The following is a 22,511-nucleotide window of genomic DNA, read 5'->3' as shown; positions in this document are numbered from 1 at the left end:
ATTAAACTTAAGTGTCGGTTTTTACTCCAAAGTGTCCGAATCATTTCCGACACCACTGTCCGATTAGAACCGACATCACTGTCCGAACTCAACCGACATTAGTGTCCGATTTGAACCGTTTTTTGCAACATATTAACAAACACTATACATCTAAGAATCTTAATTAAATATAAATAAATCTTAAAATATTTTTAATGATTTTAAGGTAAACTACTATTAGATACGATTGAAGGATTTCTACATGTCAATGCCTTTTATAATTCTCCTTATTTTAGCTCTACTCTTAGTTTTAATGTACAACTCGCTTGTCGCAAAGAAAAATCAGGTTGAAAATATCTTTGCAAGTGTTGATACTATTCTTAAAAAAAGATATGATCTTATCCCGAACCTTGTCGCAACTGTTAGCAGATATATGGAGCATGAGAAGTCGCTTTTAGAAGAGGCTACGAAACTTCGTTCAGAAGCTACAAAACCAAACTTAAGTGACGCACACAAAATCGCGCTTGATGCAAAAATCACATCAGCTCTTGACTCCATAATGGTGGCTGTTGAGGACTATCCTGAGCTCAAGGCAAACGAAAACGTTATGCACCTTCAACACACCCTGCATGAGGTAGAAGAGCAGATATCTGCGGCGAGACGTGCATATAATCAGTCCGTAACAGACTACAACAACGCAATCGAAATGATTCCTACAAATTTTATGGCTTCTTTGATGAGCTACCAAAAGAAGCAGGTTTTTGAGATTGTTGAGGGTGAACGTAAAAATGTAGACGTTAAAGAGCTATTTAGCTAAAGGCTTAAAAGATGAAAAGTGTAAGTTATCTTACAGATTTTTACTACAAAACACTATTTCCTACTTTGGAGAAACTAGAGAGAGATAGGAAAAATCTAAGACACAAAATCATAACAGTCGCAACTGCATACACTGCCATATGCGTTGTTATCGCTTATTCTTTGGGAAGTTTTTACGAATTTGTCCTCTTTGCATATATTGCTCTCGGCGCAATAATATACAAATTTTTGGTTCATGACTACACGCATGAGTTTAAAGCAAGCGTAATCAAACCGCTTATTCATGCTATCGACCATACCCTGCTCTACTCATCCAAGACGCATGTCTCGGAGTATCTTTTTGAACACTCGCAGCTCTTTGAAAAACCTGACAAAATGAACGGAAACGACTATGTAAAAGGGAGCATTGACGGGATAAATATACAGTTTTCAGATATTCATGCCCAGAAAAAACATCAAAACAGAAATAGCAGAGAGAGTTGGATTACCATATTTCAAGGTCTCTTTATAATTGCTGATTTTAACAAACTTCTTAGCGGCAATACTGTCGTATTGCCAGACACGGCACAAAACAGATTTGGAGATGTTATAGGTCACTGGATGCAGTCAAATAATATTGCAAGAGATGAACTTGTCAAGATGGATGATCTAGAGTTTGAAAAAGAGTTTGTCGTCTACTCAACAGATCAGATAGAGGCAAGATATATTTTGTCGCATTCACTTATGAACAGACTGCTGACATTTAAACAAAAATCAAAACATCCTCTTTATATCTCGTTTATAGGCTCACATGTTTATATGGCAATCAGCTATAATAAAGACCTCTTTGAGCCGTCCGTATTTCGCTCGCTTTTAGATTACAAGGTGGCTATGGAGTATGTAAAAACACTTCATTTGGCAATCAGTATTGTTGAAGAGTTAAAATTAGACCAAATGCTTTGGAGCAAAAGATGAACGAGAAAGATATAGTACTGCTTAGTATCAAGGATTTTTTGACACTCAAAATGCTCAAATTCTCTCTTATGCCACTTATCGTCAGTTTAGTAGTTATGTATACGCTCTTCTTTGTGTTAGCAGGCGTATGGGTTGATGAGCTTGGCACTCTAAATGTTCAAAGTACGCATACAACCATTGAAAACGGCATACCGCACACACAAAGCTTGGATGCAAAACTTGAAGGTTCTTCGATTATTCAATTTTTGATGAGCTACGCCATAACTTCCTGGCTTGCAACTTTTCTCATCTACGCTATTGGTGGCTTTTTAACTATATACGCCTCAATTTTCGTAGCGGTTATTGTTGTTGGTTTTCTAACGCCCTTTATTCTCAAAGAGCTTCAAACAAGACACTATAGAGATGTTGAGATGATTGGCCACTCAAACGCGATATATACGCTTTTGCTGACTCTAAAGTGGGTGGCGACGATGTTCTTGCTTTTTATTCTGCTTATACCGTTTTACTTTATCCCATTTATCAACATAGTAGCCATAAATATTCCGCTCTACTATTTTTTCCACAAGATGCTGAAATTTGATATATCATCAACTATATCAACGGCTGATGAAGATAAGCAGATATCATATTTTTATGCAAACAGACTAAGGGTAAAAACGCTTGTGCTATATCTTTTATCGCTTATTCCGTTTATGATATTTTTTGCGGCTGTTTTTTATGTAATATATTTGGGGCACACATATTTTATAGAGGTTAAGAGAGGCATAAAAAAACCTCTCTGTGGGTTATAGTTTTGAGATATGCTCTGAGAGTGTTTTTATATCCTCATCACTTAGTTTAGTAACTTGACCTACCATTAGACTCTTCATAGCGCCGCCATATGTTCCTGCTTTATAACCATGAAGTGAAGCTGCGATTTTTGCCGCATCCCACCCTTTGATGATTTGCGATTTTCCAAGAGCCGACTTTGAAGCATCTGCTCCGTGACAGCCTGCACACGCTTGGTAAAGCACCGCGCCACTTTTTTGTGTTGAAGCCGCATCTTTAATTTCTTCAACCTTTGCAACAGTTGCCTCTTTAATCTCTTGAGCCTTTTCTGCAGTTGCCTCTTTAATCTCTTGAGCCTTTTCTACAGTTGCATCTGTCGCATCTTCAGCTTTTGAAACAACCTCTTCTTTAACTTCTACAGCCTTATCCTTTGTTGTCTCAATCATCGCCTCAGCTTTAACTTTCGCAGACTCCGTACTTGCAGGAGCCTCTGTCTTCTCTTTTGTATCACTGCCACACCCTACTAAAAATAGCGCTAACGTCACCGAAATTAAAATTTTCATCTCTCATCCTTATCTTGTCGATTCTAGATTATACTCCAAATAAGGAGCAGTTTTTACTCTTTATCCTCTTCTTTTAAGACCATTGCTCTATAAGCCTCGTCTTTTGGCACCAGACCGGCCTCATATAAAAATTGTGATGGCAGGAAGTTAATCTTTTTTATTTTGTCATACTTCGCATAACTCAGACAAAGAATATCTTTTGCCCTTGTAACTGCAACATAAAATAGACGTCTCTCTTCATCCAAAGAGCCCCCGCGCTGCATAAGTTTTCTGTTTGGAAAGCGGCCGTCCATCAAGTCGACTATATAGACCTCTGTATACTCTAAACCCTTAGAGGCATGCACGCTCAGCAGATTCACACCCTCGCCTTGCGTCAAATCCGATGAGCCTAAAATCATAGCGTTTAAAAATCTCTCATGCTCAGAGTATGGTTTTGAGAGCTCTTCCAAAAGAACCATCTTTCTTTCTATTCTAGAGAGAGAATCAGCTTTTTGCTTCTCATCAATCGTGCCGTCTTTAAGCGTTGCTCTTTTGCTTGCCAAACTTTCAGATATATATTTGTAAATCGCTGATTCGGCAATCTTTTTGACAATAACGCGAGGTTGTTTGACACCTTTTAAATCGCGGAAGAGAAGATAAAAATCATGTAAAAATGTAGCGCTCTCTTTTGTCAGTTTTGGATGCTTTAAAATAGGATTTTTCATAAACTTATCTTCAAATCCAAGCCTGGCAAATTTTCCAACACTGCCAAGCTCCAAAAAATCATCAAACAGTCCAAGCTGATGGTTAAGTTTTCGTTTCTCAAAAGGATTGCTTATAGACTCATCAGGCGCATAAAGCCCATAAAACATACTCCTATGCCCCAATGTTTTAAGCCCGATATAGAGCTCTTTTGCCATAGCGCTTCCTATGCCTCTGGCAAACTCAAAAAGATGTATAAAAGACATCATATCTGACTCATTTATCAAAAGAGTATAAAAATCAAGAACTGCTTTTACTTCGCGTGAGTCAAAAAAACTGGTTCCGCCTTTTCTCTTGCATGTAATTCCGAGTTCTCTTAGTCCGACCTCGATGCCATCGGCAGATGAGTTGTTTCTAAAGATAACGGCAATATCATCTCTTGGTGTTTTTGTATTGTTGATTTTATAAGCAATATCATGATACTGATCGAAGAGTTCATCATAAGCCAACAGCTTAGGCGGCTCTGAGTCATGAGTGCGTGTGACCTCAAGTTTTTTTGGGTATATCCTCTCGTTATGTTCTATAACCTTTGTCGCAAGAGATAAAATCGGCACCGTAGAGCGGTAGTTTTTTGTAAGAGTATGAACTTTTGCATTTGTAAATTTTTGAGAGAAAGTACCGATAATGGAGATATCTGCGCCGTTAAATGCGTAGATACTCTGGTCATAGTCTCCGACGCAAAAGAGTGATGGCGGGTTCATAGCGTCTATGAGAGTGCCTTGAAGCGCGTTTGTATCCTGATACTCATCGACCAAAACTTCTTGATATCCCAGCTCCTCTGTTTTACACATAGCTCTAAAATGCAAAAGCAGGTCATTAAAATTTACAAAACCATACTCTTTTTTCAGAGCTTCAAACTCATCTACAATATCTGCATAAATCATAGCAAAGAGCTCATGTTCAGGGTATTTGCCCTTTACCCACTCTTCAAAATTATTTACAAGTTCTGTGTTTTGGTAAAAAGAATAGACGTCATAAAGATAATTTCCGCCGTAAGGTGAAATTTCAGCGCTAATGTGGCCAAATGAGCGTTTTTCATAAACACTTCTAAAGAGTGTCTTTAACTCTCTTTGCTGTTTTAGAACAATTTTTTTGTCATGTTTTTTTAGCCATCTGTAACTTACCGCATGAAAAGTTCCCGCATCTATATTTGAGGCCACATCTTTTCCGAAAAAGTCTGCAACCCTTTGAACCATCTCTGCGGCGGCCTTATTTGTGAAGGTAAGAAGAAGTATCTCGGATGGTTTTACGCCTTTGCCGAGCAGATATGCGATGCGTCCTACAATAGTAGATGTTTTGCCGGTTCCTGCTGAAGCTATGATAAGATTTTGTTCGCTTGCAGAGGTGGCAGCTAGATATTGTTCTTCATTTAAACGCGAAAGTGGCAAAAAAACTCCTATAAAACTAAGAGTGTGATTATACTGATTTAAGCTTATTTAATCTACTTTTAAAAACATAGCACTCATGTGAGCATAATGTATTTTAAATGTCTTTATATTAAACCAAAAGTATATATATTTTACGATAAAATGTGATAACTACGCATTAGGATTTATAATGAAAGCTGACAGCAGATTGCTTGAAATCATTTCTCATGAAACAAAAAATACCATAAATGGCATGGATGTTGTTACTCCAACTATGTATGCCTCTATATTCTCTAAATTTGCCACTCTGCATGACGCCGACATTGATGAAGAAGAGAGTATAACTGACAACTTATTGAATGATAAAATTACACAATTAGCAAATATGCAAAATCAAACATCCGAAAATACCAAAAAACTAAGTGACTATACAGACAAAGCTATCTTTGCTATAAAAAATGAAAATGAAAAAATTCTTACAGAAGTTTTAGAAGAGACACAAGAGCTTAAAGAGGAGATAAATAAATTAAAAGAGATAATGTACAAAGATGTGCTTACTAATGTTTACAATAGAAAGTGGCTGCTTGATACTCTGCTTGATGAATCCACTCAAAGTTTCAAAAATTCCGGTACGCTTGCCATTATGGATTTAAATTTCTTTAAAATAGTAAATGACACATATGGACATGTAGTTGGAGATAAAGTTCTAATTTTTATTGCCAACCTACTTAAAAGAGTGGAAAAAAATGTTCTAAGATACGGAGGAGATGAATTTATTATTATTTTTTCCGAAGGGACCACAGAAAAAAACGCTCTGCTAAAATTAAATGCTGCAAGAGAAAATCTATTAACCAAACACTTAAAAATTAAAGATATCTCATTCAAAGTAAGTTTTTCAGTTGGTGTTCAGGAGTTTAAAAAAGGTGATAGCTTAAGCGAAATAATTGAAAAAGCAGACATAAAGATGTACGACGATAAAGCAGAAATTAAAAAAAGAATTCCCAATCTCAAATAAACATTAATTTTATTCAATGAGGCACTTTGAGATATTGCCTCCAACCGCATTGCTTTTGGCTACTCGTTTTTTATAGTTTTTGCAAGCAGATTTGCTTTAAGCCTCTCAGCTGGAATCGGCTTGCTAGTTTTTTGACATATCCCATACGTGCCGTCTTCGATACGTACAAGTGCTGCGTCAATCTCTAAAATTTTCGCCTCTAGGCTACGAAGAAGCGCCTGATCTACTACATTCTCAATCTGAAGTTCAGCCATATCGATATCGTCGTCAATCTCGTCTTCAAAAGCAAGAGCCTCCGCCTCGTCTCTAACTGCTTGCAGGTTAAGCTCCACCCTCTTCTTTTCTGCTTTGAGTTTTTTTTCAAAATCTTCAAAATCTAAATCTGTACGAGCACTCATACTAAGCCCCTTAATTTATTTTAAAAAATGCTCCAAAAGCTTGTGATTTGGGATTTTTGCCAAGTCTGAAAGAAGATTTTTCTTCAAACTCTTTTTGTTCTCCTCGTTTAAAAGCTCTACTATTTGGTTATTTATAGCTTTTGGCGCTGCAAGTCCCCATGTTTCATGAGTATGTCTTTGAAGGGCATCAGTTATCTGTTCCCCTATCTCTTTTACTCTTCTGCGTTCCCACTCAAGAACAAGATTGTGATCTTCACCTGCACCGCTACCACCTACACTCTTAAAATTACCCTGCTGGTCAGAGACTTTTTCGCTTAACTTTTTATGTGTGTCAGCGCTCTCAGCACTCTCAAGAAGCTCTAAAGAGAGTCTGCCCAGAGGGTCTTTTTTTGTTTCAAATAGTTTAAAATACTGCAAATCTGTAATAACGATAAGTTTTGGTGACATAGAAACTCCTGCTAGCTCATTGAAAATGAGTTATAATTTAAGATATATACAGCTTCATTCTATCAAGAAATTATAAAAACAATCTTTAAAAACAATAATCAAATTAGAATACCTCGTATAAGCATATCCTCACTACAGTTGAGATATAATCGAGAAATTATTTATGCGATTTAAGGTCAATTACATGTCATCAAACAGCTACGAGCCACAACTTACCGAGAGTAACTTTTATAAAATTTGGGAAGAGCGAGGCTACTTTGAAGTAGATGCGAACAGCTCCATCCAAGAGGAGGGCAAAAACTTCTCCATAATGATGCCTCCTCCAAATGTCACAGGTCGTCTTCATATAGGTCATGCACTGACTTTTACGCTTCAAGATATTATCACTCGCTACAAACGTATGGATGGATACAAAACTCTTTGGCAGCCGGGAACGGACCACGCAGGAATTGCTACTCAAAACGTTGTGGAGAAGCAGCTTCTTGCACTGGGGACGACTAAAGAAGAGATAGGCAGAGAGGAGTTTTTAAAACGTGCGTGGGCTTGGAAAGAGGAGTCTGCGGGGATAATGACTTCTCAACTTCGCAAAATGGGCGTCTCTCCCGCATGGAAACGTGAGCGTTTCACTATGGATGAGGGGCTCCAAAAGTCCGTAAAAGAGGCGTTTGTACATCTCTACAACCAAGGACTTATAGTTCGCGGAAACTACATGGTTAACTGGTGTACGCATGACGGCGCACTTAGCGATATTGAAGTCGAGCATGAAGACCATGACGGAAAATTTTACCACATAAAGTATCCTTTTGCTGATGGAAGCGGTTTTGTGGAAGTTGCAACTACAAGACCTGAGACATACTTCGGTGATACTGCGGTCATGGTGCATCCCGACGATGCCAGATACAAAGATATCATCGGTAAAAAGATAAGACTCCCTCTGACCGAGAGAGAAGTCGCAATTATCGCCGATGAACATGTGGATATGGAGTTTGGAACAGGCGTGGTTAAGGTAACTCCCGCACATGATCAAAACGACTATGAAGTAGGTAAAAGACATGATTTAGAGTTTATCACCGTGTTTGATGAGAAAGGTATTTTAAACGAATATGCCGGAGAGTTTCAAGGGTTAGAGCGTCTTGAAGCAAGAGAGATAATCGTGAAAAAACTTGAATCCGAGGGCTTTGTCGTAAAGATTGAAGAGCATAAACATCAGGTCGGGCACTGCTACAGATGTAAAAATATCGTTGAACCATACATCTCAAAACAGTGGTTTGTAAGAAGCGAAGTTGCTAAAAAATCAATAGAAAAAACAAACAACGGCGAAGCGAAATTTTTCCCGCCTCACTGGATAAACTCCTACAACTCATGGATGGGGGATTTAAGAGACTGGTGTATTTCGCGTCAGCTTTGGTGGGGGCATCAGATCCCTGTTTTTTACTGCGGGGATTGCGACCATGAGTGGGCGAGTTTAAAAGATGTTGAGCATGAGTGTCCAAAGTGCGCTTCAAAAAATATAGCTCAAGACCCTGATGTGCTAGATACTTGGTTCAGCTCTGCGCTATGGCCCTTTTCAACTCTTGGCTGGGGTAACGGCGATGTTGATATGGACAAACTTTTCAGCTCACAGGATATGAAAGATTTTTATCCGAACTCGCTTCTTATTACGGGCTTTGACATACTCTTTTTCTGGGTAGCGAGAATGATGATGATGGGCGAGAGTTTTATCGGCGAGCTGCCATTTAACCACATCTACCTTCATGCGCTTGTTCGCGATGAGCATGGACAGAAGATGAGCAAATCAAAAGGCAATGTTATCGACCCGCTTGACATGACAGAGAAGTACAGTGCGGACATTCTGCGTTTTACTCTTGCTATCAGTGCAGCGCAAGGTCGTGACATAAGAATGAGTACGGATAAGCTGGAGCAGAACCGCAACTTTACAAACAAGCTCTACAACGCGGCAAAATTCCTTCAAATGAACGTAGACACATTTCCTGATTTAAAAGGTTTTTGTGTTGAGAGCGACCTTGGAAGATACATGTTATCCCGTCTAAACATGGCTACGCTTGAAGTTCGCGCATGCATGGATGAGTACAGATTTAACGACGCTGCAACTGTGCTATACCGCTTTTTATGGAATGAGTTCTGCGACTGGGGAATTGAACTTAGCAAAGCTGACAAAGGTGCGATTGTAGAGCTTGGAGCGATTTTCAAAGAGGCTATGAAGCTTCTGCATCCGTTTATGCCTTTCATCACAGAGTATCTATACCATGAGCTCTCAGGCACAAATCTAGAGAGCGGTGACTCCATTATGCTTATGAAATATCCGTTTAAAATTAAAAAACGTGAAAAAGACGAAGCAAAATTTGAGCTTATTATGGATGCAATTATCTCTATCCGTCGTGCAAAAGTTTTAGTTGATTTAGCAAACCAGAAGATTGAGAAAGCTTATGTCAAAATAGACGGGATTTCTGAGGAAGAGAAGGAGTCAATGAAGCCGTTTATTTCAAGACTTGCAAAGGTTGAGAGCGTGGAGTTTACGGACGTAAAAATAGAAAATGCAATAAGCGACATCTCTCAAAAATGTGAGACTTTTATCCCGACACAGAGCATTGACCTCGCACCAATTATAGGACGTTTGAGCAAACAGGACGAAAAGCTTCAAAAAGAGATTGATAAGCTGGGCGGTATGTTGAGCAATGAACGTTTTGTTGCAAATGCACCGGAAGATGTTTTGGCAAAAAACAGAGAGCTTTTAGCGGATGCAAAAGATAAACGAAACAAAGTAAAAGAGCAGCTTCACTCACTGCAAAACTAAAATAAGGAAAAATAAAATGGGTGAACTTTTTCAACCTAAACTTCTTACACTTCTAAAGTCTGGGATAAGCAAAGAACAGCTTATCTCCGACATCTTTGCAGGTATCGTTGTCGGCATTGTTGCACTTCCTCTAGCCATTGCATTTGCCGTAGCCTCCGGTGTCTCTCCTGAAAAAGGACTGATTACTGCCGTAGTTGCAGGTTTTATTATCTCGTTTCTTGGCGGGAGCAGAGTTCAAATCGGCGGACCTACAGGAGCATTTATCGTAATAATATACGCGATTGTTCAAGAATACGGAATTGACGGGCTCATTATCTCTACCATGATGGCGGGAGTTATTCTCATACTCTTTGGGCTTTTGCGTCTTGGCGATCTTCTCAAATACTTTCCGCATCCGCTTATCGTAGGCTTTACAAGCGGTATCGCGGTAGTTATCTTTTCAACACAGATAAAAGATGCTTTTGGTCTGCCTATCGAAAAACTGCCTTCCGAATTTTATGAAAAATGGATTGTTTATTTTTCAAACCTAGGCGAAGCCAATATTTATGCTGTTGCTATCACAGTTGCCACAATACTTATAACAATATATTCAAAAAAGATAACAGCTAAAGTTCCGGGTTCCTTTGTTGCTATTGTTTTTATCACCCTTATTGTTCAGCTTATGGATATTCCGATAACGACAATTGAGTCATTTTTCGGCGAAATCCCAAATACTTTTAATTTTTCGCTACCCAACATTGAGATGAATAACCTATACATTTACATTGCCCCTGCCCTAACTATAGCACTGCTTGGAGGAGTAGAGTCTCTTCTTTCTGCCGTTGTGGCAGATGGAATGATAAGCGGTAACCACCGCTCAAATACGGAACTTATAGCTCAGGGAATAGCAAATATAGTTACTCCGATATTTGGCGGCATAGCGGCAACGGGAGCAATTGCAAGAACTGCTACAAATGTAAAAAACGGCGGAAGAACCCCGATAGCCGGAATTGTTCACGCTCTAACCCTGTTGCTTATCATGTTCTTTTTTGCAAGTTATGCAAAACTAATTCCAATGGCATGTTTGGCAGGAATTTTGATTATCGTTGCTTATAATATGAGCGAATGGCGCTCTTTTATCTCGATTTTAAAAGGCTCTCCTTTTGACATTATAGTTCTGCTAAGTACCTTTTTGCTTACCGTGTTTATAGATTTGACCGTAGCAATAGAAATCGGGATTGTTCTCTCATCACTTCTATTTATGAAAAGAATGGCAGATATCGGCATAAAAACTCCAAGTCATGTTGATGGCGACTTGCTTGAGGATTACTCTGATTTACCTGAGGGTGTCTCCATATACGAAATTAGCGGTCCGCTCTTTTTTGCTTCTGCAAAACAGTACTCGGAAGTGATAAAAGAGATAGGTCTTAAGAGCAAATTACTAATCATCCGCATGCGCCATGTTCCTTTTGTGGACTCTACCGCACTTCACAACCTTGAAGAGATGATTAAAACATTGCAGAAATCAAATGTTATGATAGTGCTCTCCGGAGTCGAAAACTCTGTTTTGCAAGATTTAAAAAAGCATGGCATAACGTCACTAATCGGAGATGAGAATATACTTGACTCATTTGACAAAGCGTTAAAACATTCAAAAACGATAATTAACTAAAGATTTAAACACTCACCAAATACTCTCTCGGCTCGCCAAAATGGTATCCTTGGGAGTAGTCAACACCAAGCTCCTCTACTTTTGCCTGCACATCAGCACTATGAACAAACTCTGCAATCAATTTGATACTGCTCTTTTTGCATAACAAAACCAAAGCTTCTACAATAATTAAACTATTTTTATCGGTTAAAATATTTTTTATAAAGGAGCCGTCAATTTTTATATAATCGGGTGAAAACTCTAAAAGTCTGGAGAAATTTGAGCTCTCTGAGCCAAAATCATCTATCGATATCTTAAAACCGTGATATCTTAGTGAATTAAGCTGAGCAAGTATCTCAGGCGTGTTAAGCGTGTCTATATTCTCAAGCATCTCCAAGGAGACCCTAGAGGGTTTTATGCCATATTTTTTTGCACATTTCAAAAGCTGCTCTTCTAAATAATCAAGATACAAATCAGTGCTTGTTATGTTTATTGAAAACTCATAATCAGTACTGCTGAATTTTTTAAAACTCTGCTCTATTACACTTTTTGTAACAAGAGAAAGCGTACCAGTTAATTTTGAAGCCTCCATAAATCTGACAGGAGGGGTAAGTATTCCATTGTCAAATATTCTGATTAGGCACTCATACTTCTCAATTTTTTTTGTTTTATTGTTATAAATAGGCTGGTAGTATGTGACAAGATGCTCTTTTTCAAAAGCATCTTTTATTTTGTGTATCCAGTAGATATTCTCCTGCTGTTTTTTTATAAATTCAGAGTTTGGGTCATACATTTTATAAGATGATCTTCTATGCTCTCTTAACTCTTTTATTGCCGTTCTTGCATGATTAAGCGTTTCGGTGCCACTGCCAATCGCTATGCCTATACTGATAGATACTTTCAAATCTATTTCATCTGTGAGCGCTATTTCACTCTGGTCAAAAAAAGATATCATGGAGCTTGCCGTTTCTGCAAGTCTCTTTGAGCTCATGGCATCCAAACATACAACTACAAACTCATCTGAGTTCAACCTGAAAAGCTTCGAGATTGAGGGCTTTGCTATACCTATCAGTCTTGCTATCTCAACCAAAGCCATATCGCCTATCTCAAATCCGTAAGCGTTGTTTATATTGTTAAAATTATCTATATCTATCAAAAAAATATTTGCATGCTCCAAATTTTGGAGGTATTTCATCAGAGCAAATCTATTCTGGGTGTTTGTAAGCGAATCGTATAGATTGCCCATACTAATTTTCTCTTACAACGATATAGCTCTGAGGCTTTATCGACTTATACTTAGGCATACTCATGCCGATAGTGGCGTTTATATATGTAGGATCTGCGATAACGAATTTCTTTGATTGTACCATTACTTTATCTCCCTCAATAGGAACATAAACTGCCGTAGCCATATGGTCTTCGTATTTTACGCCAAGGACACTTACTCCAAAAAGCTCTTTTATCAGGTATGAAAAGAGCACCGCCCTATCTTCACAGTCTGATTTATCAAAATAGAGAGTCTCTTGCGCAAACATGACCTTCTCTCTGCCAAACTGCTGATTATCCTGCTCGTATACAAACGATTTTTGAACGAAATTAAGCACAAAATTCATCGCTTCACTGGCTTTTTTTCCATCAATATGTCTCTTTAGTGATTTTGCCAAATCTCTGTATGTTATATCATCAATAGGTGCATTGAAAAATGTCTCGTAATCTGCCTGAGGGTATGAAGCCATAAAGTCTATAAGATTTTTATTGTAAGAAAACTCTATATCGTACTCCTGTCCAAAATAAGAAAAGCTTAGACTCTTATTCTTTATATCGGCTTCAAGATTTGGAAGAGTTTTTAAAGATAGGTCAAGCTCTTTTGTGGAACCGGGATAATCCTGCTTGTAAGAGAAAATTCTTCCGGGGCTCCCTTTTGCATAATTTGCTATTACGTAATATTTTTTATTATTAAAATCATAGTTTGGAGTAGAGTATATTGTTTTTTTTGAGTGGTGCATCAAAACTACATGTCTGTTTTGCAAACCAATTTTTACCGCGTAGCCCAACTTGTTAAAGATAAACCAGCTGAGAAGTTTTGAATTTTCCTGGTCTGAATATGTCATATTTGAAATTTTTGAAACAAGCAAATAGATACCCCAATCATTAAGGTTCATTTTTTGCGAAATTCTTTTTATCTCTAAAAGCAGAGGCTCATAGTCGCTTGAGGCCGCACTGCCAAAAAAATTTGCCACACCCGCTTGAGTCTGAGGATAGTAGTTTGCATTTTTTATGCCAGAGGGAATATCAAACTCCAACCTTGTACCGAAAAAATCAAAATAGATATCTGTAGGCTTTTTCTCTTCTAGCGGAATCACTCTCTCTTGTTCTTTTTGCGCTATTTCAGGCAATGACTCTTTTTCGGGCTCTTCTTTTATTTTTATGTTTACTTTTGGACCGACAGGATTCAGTATCTCTGGCTTTGCCACTTCTATCTCAAGCGGCTTTGGCTTTTCATAAAGAGGTTCGGATTTATAAGCGCTATACGCCGCCCACTCCTGTATAAGGTAGTTGTTAAAGGCGTTGTCTCTCACATCTTTATAACTCTTAAATGAGTCTGATTGAGACCTTTTGAAATCTTTGAAACTTTGCTCTGCACCAAGCGTTGAAAAACCAACTAATAGAATTATACTAAAACGGCCAAACAGCCTGAATAATTTTTGTTCCCCAACCTTGTTCCATTGCACGATCAACGTCTCCTTCTGTTTTGTAAAGAATTTTTGCTTCACTTATCTGTGAAGAGTTTATTCTGTTGCCCTGGTCTATATCGTACGGACGGATAACCCCGCCTATCTGTATAATCTGCTTCTGGTTATCAACAAGTATCTCTCTTTTGCCGGAGATAAAATAGTTTCCGTTTTGTAAAACTTTAACTATTCTAGCTGATACGGTAGTTGTAAAAGAGGCGTCTTTTTTAGCGCTTCCCTGCCCTTTATAGGCACTATCTGAGCTGCTTGCAAAACCGAGATTTGCTATACCGTTTAGTTTTGAAACAGCTGAATTTACAGCCGAATTATTACCGGCAGAAGCAAATGTTCCGCCGCCAAGACTCATGGAGTCACTCTCGCTTAACTGTTTTGACCCGCTGCTTGAACTCTGTGCATTTTCAGAGATAACAACCGTTACTATATCATTTACATGCATTGCTTTATGATCTGAAAAGAGAGGATTATCCCCTTGCCCAAAAACACTTCCGACCGACGTAAAATCTCTGTTGTCTTCACGTGAGGGCATCTGTTCAACATACGCAGGAGGTTCAAAGTCAATCTCTGGATCTGTTAGTTTCGCCGTACATCCAGAAAGAAAAAGTATAGCATAAATAGGCATCAAACACATTAATAAACTTTTTATCATTATCATCTCTTTAGAGTTATCTCTCTTTATTTAGATATAATTGTAGCAATAATAGTTCCAAAGAAAAAAGGCAACAAAATGAGTTTAAGAGATAGAATAAACGAAGACGTAAAAAATGCTATGAAAGCAAAAGATAGCAAAAAAAGAGATGCGTTAAGACTGCTTATGAGCGCTTTTAAACAGATAGAGGTAGATGAACGCAAAGAGCTTAGCGATGAGGATGTTATAAAAATCATACAATCCCAGGTTAAAAGAAGAGATGATGCTGCTACACAATACAGAGATGCAGGACGCGATGATCTCCTCCAGATAGAGCTTGACGAGATAGCTTACTACAAAGAGTATCTACCGGCACAACTCAGTAATGATGAGCTGAGCTTTGCACTAAAAGAGATTATTGCAAAAGTCGGAGCAACAACCATAAGAGATATCGGAAAAGTTATGGGAGTGGCAAGTAAAGAGCTCTCAGGCAAAGCAGATGGCAAAAGAATTAACGAGTTTGCTAAAACTCTGCTCTCTTAAATCAACACTAGAGTTTGGTTTTTAAATTGCCCAAACTTTAGTTTTCTAAGCGCGCTGCGAGGCATTCGCCTCTTTTTAGGCGTTTTTATTTTTTCCATATTTCAAATTTCTAAGCGCTGCTTCTTCATCATCTTGTTTCATTAGCGATTCGCCGACCAAGAAAGCATCTACCCCGGCCTTTGACAAATCTTCCAACTGTCCATGCTCGTATATTCCGCTCTCTGCAACGATTATTTTCCCGTTTGGTATCATGGGAATAAGCTCGTAAGATAGATTCATATTCATCTCAAAAGTTTGAAGATTTCTGTGATTTATTCCGATAATATCGCTTCGGGCATAAATGGCTTTTACCAAGTCACTCTTGTCATGCACCTCAACAAGTGCCTCCATGCCGAGGTGTCTTGTATAGCCCAAAAGCTCTTTTAACTCACCTTTGCTAAGAGCCGCTGCGATAAGAAGTATAAAGTCGGCACCGTGAACCATTGCCTCTAAAATCTGATATTTAGAGATTATAAAATCTTTTCTAAGAAGCGGGATGCTCACATATCTTCTAATCTGTCCAAGATAATCAAGATTTCCTTGAAAAAAATGAGGCTCCGTAAGTACGGAGATAGCACTTGCGCCGCCTCGCTCATAACTTTGCGCTATTGCTACGGGGTCAAAATCTTCACGAATTACGCCTCTTGATGGAGAGGCTTTTTTTACCTCGGCAATAATTCTGTACGGGTTCTCTGGTGTAGCTGTCAAATATGGAAACACATCTCTTGGAGCGCGTGCGTTAAAAGCGAGTGAGCGTCCAAGCCAATCAAGCGAAAACTCTTTTTCTCTTTTTACCAAATCTTCTTTTGTTTTTTTGATTATTTCATCTAAAATCATTCTTTTTTACTGCCCTTTTTATTTTTTATTACACTTCTTGATAGCTTCAATATGCTTAATGACCTCTTCATTGTCGCTTCCATCCATATTTTCAATTTTTTTCATAATATTTGCCGCTTTTTTGCAGTTACCGAATTTATAATATCCCCATGCAAGAGAATCAAGATAGTAGATAGAGTCAGGCTCGATTTTTAGAGCCTCTTTCACATACTCTATCCCTTTTTTAACATCTATCTCATGGTCTATCAGAAGATATCCGAGATAATTTAGATACATCCCTTCTCTCTTTAGCGCGATAACCTCTTGAAGTTTTGCTATTACTCTTTTTTGCATAGCTTTGTCATTTTTGTCTTCACTGCTCTCGTACTCAAAAATAGCGCTCTGTCCAAGGAATGAGATTTCTACGCTCTCGTCATAAAGCTCTTTTGCCTTAAGAGCAGCTTTTTTATAATCTTTAGCCTGAATATAGAGTTGCAATAACAGCTCGTTGTCACTACTGCTCTCTTCTAAAAACTGAGTCATCTTTGGATAATCTTTTTTATAACCGTATATTTGAACTATTTTATTTGCGGTATCTCTGCTTGGGTCTATTTTATAAAGTCTTAAATAGGTAGAGAGAAGCCCCTCAATATTGTTGTCATTGCTGTAAAATCCAATAAGCTTATTACATACAGAAGCAGAACATCCGTTAATCCTAGAATGTGACTCAAGCTGTGCTATTGCATCTTTTTTTCTCTCTAAGTTGACGTATAAAATGATAGCCATCTTCTCTAGGATTTTTTCATTATAATCTTTGACATATGCACCTTCTAGGTACTTTAATGCGCTGTCGTACTCTTTAAGCTTTACATATATCTCGCTTACCAAAAGGTAATCATCAACACTCTTTGAGCTCTTTACAAGTCTCATTGCAAGCTCTTTTGCTTCAGCTAATCTATCTGCTCTCATCAGCGCAACTATTTTAATTCTTGCAAGCTCAAAATCCTCTACGCTCTCTCCTGCAATCTCATCAACCCTTTTGATTGCTTTCTCATTCTCCTTAGCTGCAAGATTGTTTTTCAGTGAGCGGTAGAGATACTCTCTTTTCTTTGACTCTTTATAGAGAGTATTAAAGAGACTTGATGAGTTTTCATAATCACCAATATCTTCGAGATAGAGTGCTGAGAGTATATATAAGTCCTCATGCTCAAAAGCTTTTTCATACCCTTTTTGAGGTGATGGCTGAGTTGCCGCACAACCGCCAAAGATGATTAGTGTAAGCGCTATAAATAGAAATCCTGCCGTATTACGCATCAATAACTCCTGGACACTCAAGTTTTAACTCATCGACTCTGTTTTTAAAATAGTCCCAAAACGGAAAAGTTCTGCACTGCATAGGTCGTGCTTCATAAACAGCACAACCGTTTGTCTCTCTGTTATAAAAAGCGCACTCGTAGCTATCACCGAATTTTCTCTCTCTTATCGAGTATTTGTAACCGTTTTTAAAAAGGTAGTTTTGCGTAAATTCTTCAATACTAAGTCCCAATAATTTAGAGATATCCTCTATTTCGCGACTATTTACATGTATATATCCGCTCTCTCCTGTGCAGCACCTTGCCTGACACGTAGAACACGCGTTAGCATCAAAAGAGTAGCTATATCCGTCTTTTTTAATTATATTTGACATTTTATGCTTTGTGTCCGTGCTTTTTTATATATATTTTGAGCCTCTTTTGAAAACTCTTCCCCGTCAAAACTGATAAACGGCGGCCACGCTTTCATAAGAGACTTTGAGCCGTTTTTTGCGTGCACCATAACCAGCGATGCCACCCTGTCTATTTTTGGATGAATAAACTGAACGTCAACAACCCTCATCTTTACTCTATGGAGCTCTGCGCAGATGAGTCCAAACTGAGATGCGTCGTAGCAGAAGATAAAATGTGACCTCGGTTTTAAGAGCCTTGAGACCTTTTTAAAAAATTTATCCAACGGTAAATTGACATTATACCTAGCATTAAACAACATCTCATTTTCGCTCTTTGTTACGCCGTCATGGTAAAAAGGAGGATTTGAGATTATATAGTCATACTTAACATCTTCTTCAAGCTCTAAAAAATCTTTTTTATGAATTTTATAATCTATTTTATTAACTCTTGCATTAATCGTTGCATACTCTACAAAAGCATCCTGCTTCTCGACTGCTTCAAGCTCTACTTTTTTATTGTCTCGTGCGACCAAAAGTCCGACTATGCCGCACCCAGCACCAACATCCAAAACTTTTCCGCTAGGTTTAAAAGAGTTTATAAAATCATACAAAAAAACGGAATCACTGTTGTAGCAATACCCATCTTGAGGCTGATAAAGAAGCATACAAAACCTTTTAGAGTATAATTTCGCGATTATATCAAAACTGACCTTACACACTATATGCTAAATGACATTATAATGTGTAAGATCGGTTGAAAAGGCATTAAATGATAATTATTCCGGCTAGACTTGCTTCAACAAGGTTTCCACAAAAAGTAGTTGCAGATATCGGAGGTCTGCCTATGGTTGTAAGAACTGCTCAAAGAGTAGCTCACTTAGGCAGAGTTGTAGTAGCGGCGGATGATGAGCTTATAGTTTCTACATGTAAGAAATACAATATCGAAGTAATGATGACCTCAACAACTCACAAAAGCGGAACTGACCGCATCAATGAGTGTGCAAATATTCTGAATTTGCCTGATGATGAGATTGTTATAAACGTTCAGGCAGATGAGCCTTTTATTGAGGCGGATGTTGTCGAAAAGCTTATTAAAAGACTCCAAGAGCTAAAACAAAAAGGTGAAGAGTTCATCATGGCAAGCTGTTACAACTCCATAAACGATGAAGCGGCAAAAGACCCAAACCTTGTAAAAGTAGTACTCGACAACGAAGATAACGCCATCTACTTTTCGCGCTCACTTATTCCCTACAACAGAGGCGGCGGAGCACAATATTTTGGTCACATAGGGATATACGGTTTTAGTAAAAAAAGTCTAAAAGAGTTTTGCGATCTTAATGATGCGCCTATTGAAGATATTGAAAAACTAGAACAGCTTCGCGCAATCTACCATCAAAAGAAGATAAGCATGGTTAAAGTAACAAGTACAGGCTTTGGTATAGATACAGAGGAAGATTTAAAAAGAGCGGTGGAGATTTTTCTCTAAAGAGTTTAAAGAAGGATGAACGAAGCAAAAAAGCTTCGTTCAGACGATTTAGATATTGTCGCGAATACCTAAATCTGCTACAAGTTTAAGATAAGCATCTTTGTCTTTTCTTTTAAAATATTTCATAAGACGGCGGCGCTGTCCTACTAATTTTAAAAGACCAAGTCTTGATGCATGATCTTTTTTGAACACTTTTAAGTGCTCAGTTAGTTCACTGATTCTAGTTGTTAATAATGCGATTTGAACTTCACTTGAACCAGTGTCATTCTCACCACGACCGTATTTTGCAACAATTTCTTGTTTTTTAGCCGAATCTAAAGCCATAATGGCCTCCAAAAGGTATATAATCTAACAGTCCACACAAATTCAGTGTATAAAGTTGAAGTGAAATAGTATCCTATTTCTACTTTAATTTCAACTTCTTTTGATATAATTTACGAAAAATAAAATAAAGTAATAATATGTTAATAACTCGTGCCAGTGAGTATGCGATACTCTCACTTATTGTTTTATCAAAAGCCTCTTCTCCGATGGATAGCGAGACGCTCTCAAAGCAGCTCTCTATTCCAAAAAGTTTTCTAGCAAAAATTCTTCAAGCAATGGCTAAACATGGCATCTTGAAGTCATTCAAAGGCGTAAACGGCGGATTTTCTCTTTTACTGGATCCAAAAGATATAAGCATGCTTGATGTCATGTCATCTGTCGAGGGAAAGGCTCCGGCTGTTTTCGACTGCGCTCCCTCAATGTACTCATGTCCTTCAGGCAAAGCACCGCTCTGCTCTCTCTGGCCGTTTCTAAATAAACTACAAGGTAAAATAGACTCTTTTTTAGCAGATTTAACTTTAGCAGATATTTTAGAGTAAAAACTTGGCAAAAAAACTAACTACAAGACAGCAAATCGGTACGACTTTAAACTTTTTATTAGGTCAAAAAGATTTAAGCGTAGTTGTTTTCGTAATGGCAATTCTGGCTATTATCATCGTTCCTCTGCCTTCTTCCATACTTGATGTTTTGCTTACAATCTCTATGGCTCTTGCCGTGTTGATTCTTTTAATATCGCTCTATGTTCCAAAACCTACCGACTTAACCACTTTTCCGACGCTTATCCTTATTCTTACGCTCTTTAGACTTGCACTAAATATTGCCACAACAAGAATGATTCTAAGCCATGGACATGAGGGACCCGAAGAGGTAAGTAACATTATTACGAGCTTCGGTAACTTTGTAGTCGGCGGAAACTACGTCATCGGTATTGTCGTTTTTTCTATTCTTGTTCTTATTAACTTTATGGTTATCACAAAAGGTTCAACGAGGGTTGCAGAGGTTGCAGCTCGTTTTACTCTCGACTCAATGCCCGGAAAACAGATGGCGGTTGACGCAGACCTAAATGCTGGACTTATAGATGATGCAGAGGCCAAAAAAAGAAGAGCAGACATACTTCAAGATGCCAACTTTTACGGAGCAATGGACGGTTCTAGTAAATTTGTCAAAGGTGATGCGGTTGCCGGTATTATCATCACTCTTATAAACATTATCGGCGGATTTTTAATAGGCGTTTTCCAGCACGATATGAGCGTAGGCGACAGCGCTACTACATTTACGCTTCTTACAATAGGTGATGGTCTTGTTGGACAGATTCCCGCACTTATAGTATCAACTGCTACGGGTATTATGATTACCCGCTCTTCTGGAGAGGGGGAGAACTTCGCAGACGGCGCCATCAGCCAGATAATGGGCAATGCTAAAATCATGATGATTGTAGGTTTTATTATGATTCTTTTTGCTCTTGTTCCTGGTCTTCCAACTGCCTCCATGGGCTTTGTAGGGATTATGTTTGCGCTTCTTGGCTGGTCAGTCTATAAATATGAAAAGGGCGAGCTTACTATACTTAACATAGAGGGGATGCTGTCACCAAGAGAGAGAGAGCTTCAGGCAAAGGAAAAAGCTGCTTCAAGACCTGCAAAAACAAATGAAGAGATTGCAAAAGAGGAGGAGAGTGCGCTTGAAGATATACTAAAAGTTGAGATGCTAGAACTCACCCTCGGTTATCAGCTGATTCGCCTTGCAGACAGCGCGCAAGGCGGTGATTTGCTAGAGCGCATTCGCTCAATGAGAAGAAAAATAGCATCAGACTTTGGCTTTTTAATGCCTCAGGTGCGTATCAGAGACAACCTGCACCTGCAGCCCCAACAATACCAAATACTCTTAAAAGGGATTGCGGTTGGCGAGGGCAAGATTATGCCTGATAAATTTTTGGCAATGGACAGCGGTATGGCAACCGGAGAAATAAAAGGAGAGCCTACAAAAGAGCCTGCTTTTGGGCTTGATGCTATATGGATATCTCCTGAGCTTAAAGAGGATGCGATTATTAACGGCTATACGGTTGTAGATCCTGCTACCGTTATATCCACACATATGAGCGAACTCGTAAAGAAAAATGCTGAAGATCTTCTTACCCGTCAAGAGGTTCAAACTTTAGTAACAAAAATTAAAACCGACTTCCCTGTTATTATCGATGATGTTCAAAAAGTCGCATCTATTGGACTTATCCAAAGGGTTCTTAAAGCTCTTCTGCATGAAAAGATACCTCTTAAAGATATGCTCACAATTCTTGAGACTATTGCAGATATTTCCGAATACACCAAAAACGTCGACATTATCACAGAACAGGTGCGTTCCAAACTCTCCCGCATTATCACCCAGATGTACTCAGGAAGCGATGGAGTTATAAGATTACTGACATTTGATACGGCATCTGAACAGCTGCTTCTTGAAAAATCACAAGAGAGAGACGGCACAAGAAATCTTCTGTTGAGTGTTGCGGAGATTAACGCCCTCATCCAAGCAACAAGCGCAAAGGCAGCAGAACTTCTTCAAAAAGGAGTCTCTCCTGTCGTGATTATCGTAGACCCTCTCTTGCGCCGAGGCGTAGCAGAGATATTTGAGCGATTCTCTCTTGAGGTGGTAACGTTATCGCATGCAGAGATAGACTCTAGCGCCACATTTGAAGTAATGGGCTCAATCTCAATAAATAACAACTTTAAGGAATAA

The 22,511-nt window shown here is 38.5% G+C and carries 22 protein-coding genes; 10 read left to right on the top strand and 12 right to left on the bottom strand.

Features of this window, described 5'->3' with window-relative positions; genetic code table 11:
• Positions 1-241 precede the first annotated feature (241 nt).
• Genes K0A91_RS06200 through K0A91_RS06190 form a run of 3 tightly spaced genes read left to right on the top strand, consistent with a single transcriptional unit; the run spans position 242 to position 2,540 of the window.
• Positions 242-796 carry a LemA family protein gene (locus K0A91_RS06200; protein ID WP_295009053.1) on the top strand — a complete coding sequence of 185 codons (555 nt, stop codon included), beginning with the start codon at positions 242-244 and terminating at the stop codon, positions 794-796.
• Positions 797-807: 11 nt separating this feature from the next.
• Positions 808-1,749, top strand: a complete 942-nt coding sequence (locus K0A91_RS06195; RefSeq protein ID WP_295009051.1) for a DUF3137 domain-containing protein — start codon at positions 808-810, stop codon at positions 1,747-1,749.
• A complete protein-coding gene (locus K0A91_RS06190; protein ID WP_295009049.1) occupies positions 1,746-2,540 on the top strand; it encodes an EI24 domain-containing protein in 795 nt (264 codons plus the stop codon). The genes K0A91_RS06195 and K0A91_RS06190 overlap by 4 nt, the downstream gene beginning before the upstream one ends.
• Here the strand turns inward: K0A91_RS06190 and K0A91_RS06185 are convergent.
• Positions 2,535-3,080, bottom strand: a complete 546-nt coding sequence (locus tag K0A91_RS06185) for a c-type cytochrome (protein ID WP_295009047.1) — start codon at positions 3,078-3,080, stop codon at positions 2,535-2,537. The two genes, K0A91_RS06190 and K0A91_RS06185, sit on opposite strands and share 6 nt — an antisense overlap.
• A gap of 53 nt (positions 3,081-3,133) precedes the next feature.
• Positions 3,134-5,209: an ATP-dependent helicase gene (locus tag K0A91_RS06180; RefSeq protein ID WP_295009045.1), complete on the bottom strand. Its 2,076-nt coding sequence runs from the start codon at positions 5,207-5,209 to the stop codon at positions 3,134-3,136.
• A gap of 169 nt (positions 5,210-5,378) precedes the next feature.
• Between K0A91_RS06180 and K0A91_RS06175 the strand changes: the two genes are divergently transcribed.
• Positions 5,379-6,203 (top strand): GGDEF domain-containing protein, encoded by an 825-nt coding sequence (locus K0A91_RS06175; protein WP_295009044.1) that lies wholly within the window; start codon positions 5,379-5,381, stop codon positions 6,201-6,203.
• A 59-nt stretch (positions 6,204-6,262) separates the two neighbouring features.
• Here the strand turns inward: K0A91_RS06175 and K0A91_RS06170 are convergent, their stop codons facing one another.
• Together K0A91_RS06170 and K0A91_RS06165 are read right to left on the bottom strand one after the other, a co-directional pair.
• Complete coding sequence (locus tag K0A91_RS06170; protein ID WP_295009043.1) at positions 6,263-6,601, bottom strand: conjugal transfer protein TraR; 339 nt, start codon at positions 6,599-6,601, stop codon at positions 6,263-6,265.
• A gap of 15 nt (positions 6,602-6,616) precedes the next feature.
• A complete protein-coding gene (locus K0A91_RS06165) occupies positions 6,617-7,048 on the bottom strand; it encodes a host attachment protein (RefSeq protein WP_295009041.1) in 432 nt (143 codons plus the stop codon).
• A gap of 184 nt (positions 7,049-7,232) precedes the next feature.
• On the opposite strand from K0A91_RS06165, the gene K0A91_RS06160 reads away from it, so the two are divergent.
• Positions 7,233-9,863, top strand: coding sequence for a valine--tRNA ligase (locus K0A91_RS06160; RefSeq protein ID WP_295009057.1), 2,631 nt, complete (start codon positions 7,233-7,235; stop codon positions 9,861-9,863).
• Between the two features lie 16 nt (positions 9,864-9,879).
• Positions 9,880-11,514 carry a SulP family inorganic anion transporter gene (locus K0A91_RS06155; protein ID WP_295009039.1) on the top strand — a complete coding sequence of 545 codons (1,635 nt, stop codon included), beginning with the start codon at positions 9,880-9,882 and terminating at the stop codon, positions 11,512-11,514.
• 4 nt (positions 11,515-11,518) lie between these two features.
• Here the strand turns inward: K0A91_RS06155 and K0A91_RS06150 are convergent, their stop codons facing one another.
• Genes K0A91_RS06150 through flgH form a run of 3 tightly spaced genes read right to left on the bottom strand, consistent with a single transcriptional unit; the run spans position 11,519 to position 14,892 of the window.
• Positions 11,519-12,739: an EAL domain-containing protein gene (locus K0A91_RS06150; RefSeq protein WP_295009037.1), complete on the bottom strand. Its 1,221-nt coding sequence runs from the start codon at positions 12,737-12,739 to the stop codon at positions 11,519-11,521.
• Between the two features lies 1 nt (position 12,740).
• Positions 12,741-14,225 carry a hypothetical protein gene (locus K0A91_RS06145; protein ID WP_295009034.1) on the bottom strand — a complete coding sequence of 495 codons (1,485 nt, stop codon included), beginning with the start codon at positions 14,223-14,225 and terminating at the stop codon, positions 12,741-12,743.
• Complete coding sequence (flgH, locus tag K0A91_RS06140; RefSeq protein WP_295009033.1) at positions 14,170-14,892, bottom strand: flagellar basal body L-ring protein FlgH; 723 nt, start codon at positions 14,890-14,892, stop codon at positions 14,170-14,172. The genes K0A91_RS06145 and flgH overlap by 56 nt, the downstream gene beginning before the upstream one ends.
• 78 nt (positions 14,893-14,970) lie before the next feature.
• Between flgH and K0A91_RS06135 the strand changes: the two genes are divergently transcribed.
• A complete protein-coding gene (locus K0A91_RS06135) occupies positions 14,971-15,414 on the top strand; it encodes a GatB/YqeY domain-containing protein (RefSeq protein ID WP_295009030.1) in 444 nt (147 codons plus the stop codon).
• A 75-nt stretch (positions 15,415-15,489) separates the two neighbouring features.
• Here the strand turns inward: K0A91_RS06135 and trpC are convergent, their stop codons facing one another.
• The 4 genes from trpC to K0A91_RS06115 are packed head-to-tail and all read right to left on the bottom strand — an operon-like array spanning position 15,490 to position 18,639.
• Positions 15,490-16,290: an indole-3-glycerol phosphate synthase TrpC gene (gene trpC, locus K0A91_RS06130; RefSeq protein WP_295009029.1), complete on the bottom strand. Its 801-nt coding sequence runs from the start codon at positions 16,288-16,290 to the stop codon at positions 15,490-15,492.
• A gap of 18 nt (positions 16,291-16,308) precedes the next feature.
• Positions 16,309-17,583, bottom strand: a complete 1,275-nt coding sequence (locus tag K0A91_RS06125) for a hypothetical protein (protein ID WP_295009027.1) — start codon at positions 17,581-17,583, stop codon at positions 16,309-16,311.
• The gene (locus K0A91_RS06120; RefSeq protein ID WP_295009025.1) at positions 17,576-17,956 is read right to left on the bottom strand and encodes a YkgJ family cysteine cluster protein; all 381 of its coding nucleotides are present in this window, start codon (positions 17,954-17,956) and stop codon (positions 17,576-17,578) included. Before K0A91_RS06120 ends, K0A91_RS06125 begins: the two co-directional genes overlap by 8 nt.
• Positions 17,944-18,639 carry a methyltransferase gene (locus K0A91_RS06115; protein WP_295009023.1) on the bottom strand — a complete coding sequence of 232 codons (696 nt, stop codon included), beginning with the start codon at positions 18,637-18,639 and terminating at the stop codon, positions 17,944-17,946. The genes K0A91_RS06120 and K0A91_RS06115 overlap by 13 nt, the downstream gene beginning before the upstream one ends.
• Positions 18,640-18,743: 104 nt before the next feature.
• On the opposite strand from K0A91_RS06115, the gene kdsB reads away from it, so the two are divergent.
• Entirely contained in the window at positions 18,744-19,460 is a 717-nt protein-coding gene (kdsB, locus tag K0A91_RS06110) for a 3-deoxy-manno-octulosonate cytidylyltransferase (protein WP_295009021.1), read from the top strand.
• Positions 19,461-19,508: 48 nt separating this feature from the next.
• Here the strand turns inward: kdsB and rpsO are convergent, their stop codons facing one another.
• Entirely contained in the window at positions 19,509-19,784 is a 276-nt protein-coding gene (gene rpsO, locus K0A91_RS06105; RefSeq protein WP_137012063.1) for a 30S ribosomal protein S15, read from the bottom strand.
• A gap of 137 nt (positions 19,785-19,921) precedes the next feature.
• Here rpsO and K0A91_RS06100 point away from each other — a divergent pair, with 137 nt between their 5' ends.
• Complete coding sequence (locus K0A91_RS06100; RefSeq protein WP_295009019.1) at positions 19,922-20,323, top strand: Rrf2 family transcriptional regulator; 402 nt, start codon at positions 19,922-19,924, stop codon at positions 20,321-20,323.
• 4 nt (positions 20,324-20,327) lie between these two features.
• The gene (gene flhA / locus K0A91_RS06095) at positions 20,328-22,511 is read left to right on the top strand and encodes a flagellar biosynthesis protein FlhA (protein WP_295009017.1); all 2,184 of its coding nucleotides are present in this window, start codon (positions 20,328-20,330) and stop codon (positions 22,509-22,511) included.

The sequence above is a fragment of the Sulfurimonas sp. genome (assembly GCF_019429335.1).
Taxonomy (GTDB): Bacteria; Campylobacterota; Campylobacteria; order Campylobacterales; family Sulfurimonadaceae; genus Sulfurimonas.
Note: the sequence above shows the minus strand (reverse complement) of the source record. Positions and strands in the feature narration are given on the sequence as shown.

What these genes read in the sequence shown, in the direction of transcription:
- K0A91_RS06200 (WP_295009053.1), top strand. Translation starts at nt 242, where the DNA reads ATGTCAATGCCTTTTATAATTCTCCTTATTTTAGCTCTACTCTTAGTT.
- K0A91_RS06195 (WP_295009051.1), top strand. Translation starts at nt 808, where the DNA reads ATGAAAAGTGTAAGTTATCTTACAGATTTTTACTACAAAACACTATTT.
- K0A91_RS06190 (WP_295009049.1), top strand. Translation starts at nt 1,746, where the DNA reads ATGAACGAGAAAGATATAGTACTGCTTAGTATCAAGGATTTTTTGACA.
- K0A91_RS06185 (WP_295009047.1), bottom strand. Translation starts at nt 3,080, where the DNA reads ATGAAAATTTTAATTTCGGTGACGTTAGCGCTATTTTTAGTAGGGTGT.
- K0A91_RS06175 (WP_295009044.1), top strand. Translation starts at nt 5,379, where the DNA reads ATGAAAGCTGACAGCAGATTGCTTGAAATCATTTCTCATGAAACAAAA.
- K0A91_RS06170 (WP_295009043.1), bottom strand. Translation starts at nt 6,601, where the DNA reads ATGAGTGCTCGTACAGATTTAGATTTTGAAGATTTTGAAAAAAAACTC.
- K0A91_RS06165 (WP_295009041.1), bottom strand. Translation starts at nt 7,048, where the DNA reads ATGTCACCAAAACTTATCGTTATTACAGATTTGCAGTATTTTAAACTA.
- K0A91_RS06160 (WP_295009057.1), top strand. Translation starts at nt 7,233, where the DNA reads ATGTCATCAAACAGCTACGAGCCACAACTTACCGAGAGTAACTTTTAT.
- K0A91_RS06155 (WP_295009039.1), top strand. Translation starts at nt 9,880, where the DNA reads ATGGGTGAACTTTTTCAACCTAAACTTCTTACACTTCTAAAGTCTGGG.
- K0A91_RS06150 (WP_295009037.1), bottom strand. Translation starts at nt 12,739, where the DNA reads ATGGGCAATCTATACGATTCGCTTACAAACACCCAGAATAGATTTGCT.
- flgH (WP_295009033.1), bottom strand. Translation starts at nt 14,892, where the DNA reads ATGATAAAAAGTTTATTAATGTGTTTGATGCCTATTTATGCTATACTT.
- K0A91_RS06135 (WP_295009030.1), top strand. Translation starts at nt 14,971, where the DNA reads ATGAGTTTAAGAGATAGAATAAACGAAGACGTAAAAAATGCTATGAAA.
- trpC (WP_295009029.1), bottom strand. Translation starts at nt 16,290, where the DNA reads ATGATTTTAGATGAAATAATCAAAAAAACAAAAGAAGATTTGGTAAAA.
- K0A91_RS06125 (WP_295009027.1), bottom strand. Translation starts at nt 17,583, where the DNA reads ATGCGTAATACGGCAGGATTTCTATTTATAGCGCTTACACTAATCATC.
- K0A91_RS06120 (WP_295009025.1), bottom strand. Translation starts at nt 17,956, where the DNA reads ATGTCAAATATAATTAAAAAAGACGGATATAGCTACTCTTTTGATGCT.
- K0A91_RS06115 (WP_295009023.1), bottom strand. Translation starts at nt 18,639, where the DNA reads ATGCTTCTTTATCAGCCTCAAGATGGGTATTGCTACAACAGTGATTCC.
- kdsB (WP_295009021.1), top strand. Translation starts at nt 18,744, where the DNA reads ATGATAATTATTCCGGCTAGACTTGCTTCAACAAGGTTTCCACAAAAA.
- rpsO (WP_137012063.1), bottom strand. Translation starts at nt 19,784, where the DNA reads ATGGCTTTAGATTCGGCTAAAAAACAAGAAATTGTTGCAAAATACGGT.
- K0A91_RS06100 (WP_295009019.1), top strand. Translation starts at nt 19,922, where the DNA reads ATGTTAATAACTCGTGCCAGTGAGTATGCGATACTCTCACTTATTGTT.